This is a genomic window from Psychromonas sp. MB-3u-54 (assembly GCF_002836415.1).
Taxonomy (GTDB): Bacteria; Pseudomonadota; Gammaproteobacteria; order Enterobacterales; family Psychromonadaceae; genus Psychromonas.
The window spans coordinates 25,429-34,236 of the sequence record NZ_PJBP01000110.1; the positions used below are offsets into that span (position 1 = coordinate 25,429).

An 8,808-nucleotide genomic window follows, 5' to 3' on the forward strand; every position below is an offset into this window, starting at 1 on the left:
TTGCATGAATACCGGCAGGCATAAGGGATCTTAAATGGCGCGGCTTCAAAAAAGGAGAACACAAAATAATAACCAGCTTATTTTAGCCTTTACTCTGTGTAGCGCGTAGCGCCTCTGTGGTAGTTCGTAGGGTGCGCTCTGTGGTAATAACCTTAAAGTTTGTTATAAAAAATCATCACGCGCATTTCAACTAGATACAGAGGGATAATCCAAAACTATCTTGACTTTTCTATCGTTACTAATAGGATATGGTGATATTCAGACTTTTAAATTGAGTTATATTTTTTTGAGATTCCCGCGCTTACAATACAAGCCTGAAACACGTGCATCATGGTCATTACTGTTAGTGGCTATTGTACTTTTTGTGTGCGTTTCTCAAAATCTGGGAAAATCCTCGTCATGTCCTTTAACACCCCACTTAGCGTTAACAGAACAACTGGCATCGGACACTCAGGATAATAGCGAGTCAGAATGCAGCAGCAGTGAGCATCTGATCAATACTTTTGCGCTTAATCTGGAATTTTTTATTCCTCTGTTTGTTCTGGCGCTGGTGATTGCCACTGTAATACTCCAACATTCACGCACCCCGCATCTTTTCACTGAACCCATTAGCTATTATGGGGTCAGGCGACACGTTGTATTCTGCACTTTTCAAGAATAAAAACGCCGTTACTACCTCTCTCTTTATCACTATTCAGCGCCTTTTTTCGATTCTTATACTATGGTTTTCAGTATTTTCCGCTGTGAACTTAGCAAACATCTGAATATTTTAAATAACATATCGCATTTATTATGCGCCTGAATAATTATATTTATTTATAAAAAATTTCCGGAGTAACACTGTGTTTATATTTCAATTAATGAAAGCAACAGTTAGATTACGACTGATGATGCTATTAGTGTCATCTTTATTATTGTCAGCTTTTTCAGTCTCAGCACAACCTGTTTCGACAGGCTGGCTAACCCATCCCGAACACCCGCCGGTGCAAGTGCGTTTTATGCTGACCGGTGAGGTTGATAAAACCACTCACCAAATCAATGGCTTACTCGAAGTTAACCTTAAAGGTGAATGGAAAACCTATTGGCGATCGCCGGGTGAAGGCGGCATTTCGCCAATACTTGACTGGAGCCGGTCAACTAACCTGACGGCTTTACAATGGCAGTGGCCAACCCCCACTTTTTATGAGCAATTGGGTATCATGACCCTGGGTTACAAACATCATGTTATTTTCCCGATGCAGTTAACCTTTGATGATATTAATCAGCCCATGGTTTTTTCAGGAAAATTAACCCTGCCGACCTGTACCAATATTTGTGTGCTCACGGAATATGAATTGAATTTGCCGGCGATCACCTTGACTGAGTTTAAAACAGATCCAACGGCGCAACATTTATATCAACAGGGGCTTGCAAACGTGCCGACCCACAGTAATTCCACCGAGGTTATTAAGACATCCTTTGACTATGATTCGCAACGCCTGCAAATAAAATTACAGCAAAAAAACGAGTGGCAGGATCCACAGATTCTGGTCGATGGTGACCAGATCGGCGATGACCATTTTTCTCAACCCGTCATCAACATTAATAATAATATTGTAACGGCAACCTATGAGGTAACCAATTGGTTAGGCAAAACCCATCTTTCCGGAAAGCCGGTTTCTATCACCGTTTCTGATGCACTTTTTGCGCATGAATTAAGCACTGTGATTGATGATAAACCCTTAGTCAAAAGCAGTTCAACCAATTTACTTACTGTGATTGGTTTTGCATTACTCGGGGGCTTAATACTCAATATTATGCCCTGTGTCTTACCCGTATTGGGCATGAAGCTTAACAGTATGCTGACCTCGTCGAATCTCAGTAAAAAAACTATTCGCCTGCAATTTTTAGCCTCTGCATTTGGAATATTAACTTCATTCTGGTTACTCGCATCAGGGTTACTTATTTTAAAGCTCACGGGTCATGCGATGGGCTGGGGAATTCAGTTCCAAAGCCCCTGGTTTATTGCTTTTATGGTGAGCATAACCGCACTCTTCACCGCGAATTTACTGGGTTTATTTGAAGTTAAATTACCCGGTCAACTGTCAACCTCAATCGCCAAAAAAGGAGGAAATTCAACCCTGGGTCATTTTGTACAGGGTATGTTTGCAACGCTACTGGCAACCCCCTGCAGTGCTCCTTTTTTAGGCACTGCGGTGGCTTTTGCTTTAGGAGCCAGCGTCTTTGAAATGTGGATGGTATTTACCTTTTTAGGACTGGGCATGGCGTTGCCCTGGCTGGTTTTTGCGTTATTCCCAAACCTCATATTATTCATGCCTAAACCCGGGCTGTGGATGAATAAAATAAAAGCCCTTTTTGGGTTAATGATGTTGCTGACAACGCTGTGGTTATTGACCTTGCTAGTCCCTTTTATCGGTGGCTTGACAACCCTAGTGACAGGTTTATTGTTCTGCGTTTATTTGTTGTACCGCATAGCTAAAAATAAGGGTAAAAAAACAGTCATTGTGATTTTAGCCGTGAGCTTACTAATAACCAGTGCAGGGCTTTTTACTGCAAGCCTGACCACAAAGCATTGGGCGACACTTATTAAGGACGATCTGACCTGGCTGCCTCTCAATAAAAACAGCATTGATCAATATGTAAAACAGGGTAATACCGTTTTTGTTGATATAACGGCTGATTGGTGTATCACCTGCAAAGCCAATAAAATAGGCGTTATTTTACAAGATCCGGTCTATTCTGAGCTGCAGCAGGAAAGCGTGATAACCATGAAAGGAGATTGGACCCAGCCCAGCGACAGGATAACGACTTATTTAAAAAGTCATCAACGCTTTGGTGTGCCTTTAAATGTGGTTTATGGTCCGAATGCTCCGCAGGGTTTGACTTTACCTGTTTTATTAAGCAGTGATCAGGTTATTCAGGCACTGGAAGATGCAGGGAGAAAACAATAATGACGGATCAGGGGATGAAAAAGGGTAAACCTAAAACAAAAGTACGACGCTGGATAAAAGAAATCCTGGTATTCACTCTTATTCTGATGGTTGTGTCTATCGCAATTGATGCCTGGCGCAGCAAAGAGATGCCCTCGACAAAGATACCTTCACTGTCAACAGGTACCCTGAAAGGCGACCGGGTAGATATTAAAAAGATGAGTCAAGATAAACCCGTTTTACTCTACTTCTGGGCAACTTGGTGCCCTGTTTGCAATTTTGTAAGCCCAAGCGTCAATTGGCTGTCGAAGAGTCACCAGGTCATTTCTGTGGCTCTCACGTCCGGTGATGATAAACGCTTAAGGCAATTTATGGCTTACAAAGAGTACGACTTTCCGGTTATTAACGATCCAACGGGTAGCATTGGCAATGTATGGGGTGTTGCTGCCACGCCATCGATCGTGATCATCAAAAAAGGTGAAATATCTTCAATCACAACCGGCTTTACAACCCCAATAGGTATGTGGCTACGTTTACACTTCTATTAAGGTAACTTTATGAAATCATTTCCAATATCCATTGCAGTATTCGACTACGTTTACACTTCTATTAAGGTGACATTATGAAATCATTATTATTATCAACATCCATTGCAGCAAGCCTGCTGTTCTCATCGCTAGTATCAGCAGAAAACATCAGCGCTGCACAACAGAAACAATTATCCGAAATCACGGATTTATTGGAACAAAATCCGGAAATTATTGAAGGATTATATACAAATTTAACCCAGTACGTCGAGAGTCAAGGAAGCATCAGTAATACACTAAAACAGCATCATGACTATTTATATAATAATCCGATGCATCCTTATTTTGGCTCGAAGGAACCTAAACTAACCATTATCAACTTTAGCGATTACAACTGCGCCTACTGCAAGCGCTTAGAATCAGGGCTGGTTGAAATGATTGAAAAGTATCCTGAAATTCGAGTCGTTAATGTCTACTTAACATTTCAGCAACGTATGATCCCGGATTTGAAGACTAATACAGCATGGTATGCTTTGAATGTCTGGGAGAATAACAGACCTGCCTTTTCTGAAGTACACCGTTTAATGATGGCTAAACCATCGAAACATGACCGTCAATCGATGATGACAATAGCGGAGATGACCGGCACTGAATCAGCGTTAGCAGTAAATAAGATGAAACAGCAGTTGGTTGTAAAAAATGAGAGCGTCTTCGGCCAATTAGGTTTGCGAGGCACACCAAGTTTAATTATTGGCGATCAAATAATTCCGGGTTTTATTCCTCAAGCGCAACTCGATGAATTAATCCAAACACAATTAAAATAGGATAAAAATCAGCACTCATAGTTTAAATTAAAGACTATGGGTGTGGTGATTTTTTGTAACAAACTTAAGTATGAAGACAGTAGTGTGATGGTTTTTATCAATCACTGGGTGTTTCTCCAATCAAAATCACCACGGTTCGTGGGGCAACAAGGTATTCACCATTAAACCAATGTTTTTCACCTCCATCTCTATAAATATCGTTACCGTCCGTTAACGAAGTATCAACGATCCGCAACCATTTTCCACTTGCTAATAGCGGTAATTCAAAGTTAAGCATTTCCCAAAAAGCATTAAAAATAACATAAGAGACAACCCCAGAGTGAGGATGTGTACTTTCCATGGCAATAGAATGAGAACACTCACGCCAGTCAGGTTGATTTAGTTTCACACCATGCCAGTGAATGTCCGAGTCTTGAATAATATCATGCAAAGAATAGCGATAACTGGGATTGAGGTAGATTGCGGTACGCTGTTTAATTAAGCCGTTAGTAAAGTCAAAAAGTGCCCCGTTCTTTTTAATCTGACTCCAATCAAACCAAAACGTCGGGTTATCCTGGCAATAGCCGTTATTATTGCCCTTTTGCGAATGGCCTATTTCATCACCCATTAAAATCATCGGCGTGCCTAAAGACAGCAGGGTTATGGTCAACATGTTTTTTATTTGCTGATTACGCAGCTGCAGGATTTTAGGATCATTCGTTTCACCCTCAACACCATGATTCCAGCTGAAATTATAATCGCATCCATCACGATTATTTTCACCATTAGGCAAATTATGTTTATTATTGTAACTAACCAGATCATTAAGGGTAAAACCATCATGGCAGGTAATAAAGTTTACCGATTTTTCCGGTTCGAAATGATGCTCACCATAAATATCCGGACTGCCAATCAAACGGCTGGCAAACTTGCTTACCATACCCGGATCGCCGCGCACAAAGCGCCGTACATCATCTCTAAAATGACCGTTCCATTCTCGCCAACGCTGCCCCGCCAGACTACCCACTTGATATAAGCCCCCTGCATCCCATGCTTCTGCAATCAGCTTAACTGAGGATAAAATCGGATCGGTATCAATGCTGAATAACGTCGGCGGGCTTAGCATAGGCACACCCAGTTCATCGCGGGATAAAATAGAGGCCAAATCAAAACGAAATCCATCGACATGCATTTTTTCTACCCAAAAATGCAAACTGTCAATAATCATCCGTCTAACCACGGAATGTGTGCCGTTAAGAGTATTACCACAACCACTAAAATTCATATAGTGCAGTCTGTCTTTGGATAAAATGTAATAATCATTATTATCAAAACCACGCAATGAGAAAAATGGACCGCCTTCTCCACCCTCTGCGCTATGGTTATAAACCACATCTAAAATCACTTCAATATCAGCCGCATGCAGGGCTTTTACCATATCCCTAAATTCATTAATGGGGCCCAGCCTGGATCTGTCAGAACTGTATTCGCGGTGCACTGCGAAAAAGGATAACGGGCTATATCCCCAATAGTTAGCCAATTCGGCATGATTTTCACCCGGATCGAATTGATGAACGGGCATCAGTTCGACGGCGGTTATCCCCAGCTCTTTTAAATAGGGGATTTTTGCAATTAAACCCGCATAAGTGCCGCGTTTGTTTTTTGCTATATTTGCACTTTGATGGCGCGTAAAACCGCCCACATGCATCTCATAAATAACCGTGTTATAAAAAGAGTGCTGGGGATGCTGATCGTCCTGCCAATCATAATCGTCTATATCAACCACCACACTTTTTAAACAGCTATCAATATTGGAACCGCTGCCAATAGCCGCTTCGCGGGAAAAGTGATCACCCCGTTCAACCAATAGTCCATAGGGATCTAACAACACTTTCTTCGAGGAAAAAGCCGTACCGTCATAGGGACGATAAGGTCCGTTGACACGAAAGCCATAGAGTTGCCCCGGTTTTACATCTTCAATAAAAATATGCCAATAATAAGCGGTACGATTATTATTAGTTGAAAATTTAAATATATTGCACGCTATCTCGGCATCTTTATCTTCAAAAAAAAGCAGTTCGACACTTTCAGCGAGTCGCGCATAAATACAAAAATTGGCTCCTTTGCTGCTATAGGTCACGCCTAACTTATCTGGTTTACCATTGGATGCTAAAAACATACTCACTCCAGATCACAGTAAAAAATAAAACAGGCACATCTAGGAAAACGACTTTTGTATGACTTACATAGAATTAGGCCATTTAATAAGAATAGCCGTTCTTTTGCAATTTATAGCAAAATAACTAATTAACGGCTCAGATTTATCCGCTCCCTTTGGCTGAGTATTTTTAGGTTTTCTCCCTACAAGGTTCATTTAACAGAATAAAAAACGGGGGCATGAGGTAAATTGGCAGGATGCAAACGTCTTAGAGGGATAATTTTCATTCTAAGCTTGATCGTGTTTATTGATATGAACCGGCCACAAAAACCTTCTGTGATCGGGTCAGACATTAAACTGTTTCGCTAAAAATCTGCCCCTATGGTCGGTTGCTTTACTGGCGATCGGAAGAGCATGGATAAAGCTAATAGCGCCCCATTCCCATTCCCATACCTATACCTATACCTATACCTATACCATGGAAAACACCCCCAAATACAACGCCTAAAATCATATAAATAACTGATAGAATAATAAACGCAGGAATTGAGGCAATAGCCAATTTGACCAGAAAAATGACTAGGGTATTTTCATATCAACAATAGTGACTTCTTGTTTTTCATTACTCTGACTAACTGACATATTAACTCCTGGTTAATGATGTTATTTAGAATCGTTTTTTGCACAAATAGTTAAACTTTAGGCAGTGAAGCAGATTCCAGTATTTCTTTATTTTCAAAAAAAACACTTATTACAAACCTATCGTCTCTAAAAAACACAGAGCAGTTTGTTGAACCCTGTTCTTTCATTTGATTCCTACTGATTAGGCTTGCTCATTAATTATTTTTATTAAACATCTTTCTATATGCCTGCTCAAGATCCATAGATCTGTCTTTATAATCGATCACATCACCAAACTCGACTTCTATGCGTAATTTGTTTTCACGGTTTTTTATCGCTGTTTTTAACGCCGTATTTGAATTGGTTTTTATGTATACGGGCAGTATCTGCAACTTGTTTTTAACCGCGATAAGCTGCGTCCCTTTCTTAAACTCAGTAAGGTCCGTGTCCTGCACATTACGCGTGCCTTCGGGAAATATAAAAATAGAAGCATTATTGCTCAAACTTTTTTTAATATCTTTAAAGAATTGACTCATTTTATTAGAGCCCCTGTCCAGTAAAATAGAGCCTCCATTGCGCACAAATTTACCAAAGAAAAAAGAGTTATAAAGTTCTTTTTTTGCAACCCACAAACCAAAAACATTAGTGTCTTTTAACGCCATTTCAATCACACAGGGATCGATAATACTGCGATGATTGGAGAGCAGAAGATACTGCCCGTCAGGGTTTACCTTATCGAGGCCGGAAACCACTATTTCAATATTAAGTTTAGAAAACAATCTGACCGCGTACTCCAAACGGAGCTTCTTTTTATCAGCATTGCTTGTCACTTTCTTTAATTTGAAGCCAAATTTATTAGTTAAGAATAACGAATAAATGGCTATTTGTATTTGTTTCAGGTTCAAAAAACACTCCAAAAATAAATGTCATCGGGACTGAACAGACCCAAAATGGTGCGTATATTGTCATAGAAAGCGGGACAGCCAAAATTTTTAATCTAAATGCTATTTTAATAAAAGGTTTGGCTTCACCATAAATGATCGGACAATTGCACTGTCGGCGTTTTTCAAGAGAATGATAAAAGAGTGCGGGCATCCAGAATTTTTGTGCTGGTTATCTTAACCGGGGAGGGGGAAATGGATATGACAATCCGAACATTATCCTGCCAGCAACAAAAATATTTTTCCGGGTAGTTTAGTTGCAGAGTCTCTTTTGGAACAGCAATATCAGGTATGGTTATTTAAAATACCAATGAAATCAAAGTATTAATAATTTAAATCCAAGGCTGTCCCGAATTTTATCGTGAAATATTCTCATTAACACCGCTCACCTAGATGCTCATAACGCCCGGTTATACCAAAAGCATTAAATTTATGATCAGTTACTTCAAAGGAAAAATTTACGCTCACAAAACCGCCGGGATGATTTTGAATAGTAAATCTGATTACTTTATTAATGCATTTGGTATGGTGTTATCGGTAGGGTGCATTCTATGCACCACGGACAGCGGCAATCGGTGCAGCGAGTAAGCGAGTAAGCGAGTAAGCGACAGCTTAGTATCTGAGCAGACACCCTACGAGCGATACGTTTATTGTCATGGTTGGTGCTAGTTGGCATTCAAATAAGACCACCATTAAATTTACGCTCACAAAACCGCAGGGATAATTTTAAATAGTAAATTGGATCACTTTATTAATGCGTTTGGTATTAACTACCGCATAGGTTGTGGTTTTTGGTTTGTAAAACCGTTATGCGTCCAGTTGAGTCGG

Annotated in this window: 6 protein-coding genes; 4 read left to right on the plus strand and 2 right to left on the minus strand. The window is 40.2% G+C overall.

Features of this window, described 5'->3' with window-relative positions:
* Positions 1-271: 271 nt before the first annotated feature.
* The 4 genes from CXF72_RS05365 to CXF72_RS05380 all read left to right on the plus strand — a co-directional run bounded on the left by CXF72_RS05365 (position 272) and on the right by CXF72_RS05380 (position 4,281).
* Positions 272-661 carry a hypothetical protein gene (locus CXF72_RS05365; RefSeq protein WP_232784887.1) on the plus strand — a complete coding sequence of 130 codons (390 nt, stop codon included), beginning with the start codon at positions 272-274 and terminating at the stop codon, positions 659-661.
* A 181-nt stretch (positions 662-842) separates the two neighbouring features.
* A complete protein-coding gene (locus CXF72_RS05370; protein WP_232784888.1) occupies positions 843-2,951 on the plus strand; it encodes a protein-disulfide reductase DsbD family protein in 2,109 nt (702 codons plus the stop codon).
* Positions 2,951-3,478 (plus strand): protein disulfide oxidoreductase, encoded by a 528-nt coding sequence (locus CXF72_RS05375; RefSeq protein ID WP_101037462.1) that lies wholly within the window; start codon positions 2,951-2,953, stop codon positions 3,476-3,478. Before CXF72_RS05370 ends, CXF72_RS05375 begins: the two co-directional genes overlap by 1 nt.
* Before the next feature lie 74 nt (positions 3,479-3,552).
* The gene (locus CXF72_RS05380; protein ID WP_101037464.1) at positions 3,553-4,281 is read left to right on the plus strand and encodes a DsbA family protein; all 729 of its coding nucleotides are present in this window, start codon (positions 3,553-3,555) and stop codon (positions 4,279-4,281) included.
* Positions 4,282-4,378: 97 nt separating this feature from the next.
* On the opposite strand, the gene glgX is transcribed toward CXF72_RS05380, so the two are convergent.
* Together glgX and CXF72_RS05395 are read right to left on the minus strand one after the other, a co-directional pair.
* Positions 4,379-6,439, minus strand: a complete 2,061-nt coding sequence (gene glgX, locus CXF72_RS05385; RefSeq protein ID WP_101037466.1) for a glycogen debranching protein GlgX — start codon at positions 6,437-6,439, stop codon at positions 4,379-4,381.
* A gap of 815 nt (positions 6,440-7,254) precedes the next feature.
* Positions 7,255-7,944, minus strand: coding sequence for a lysophospholipid acyltransferase family protein (locus CXF72_RS05395; protein WP_101037468.1), 690 nt, complete (start codon positions 7,942-7,944; stop codon positions 7,255-7,257).
* Between the last annotated feature and the right edge of the window lie 864 nt (positions 7,945-8,808).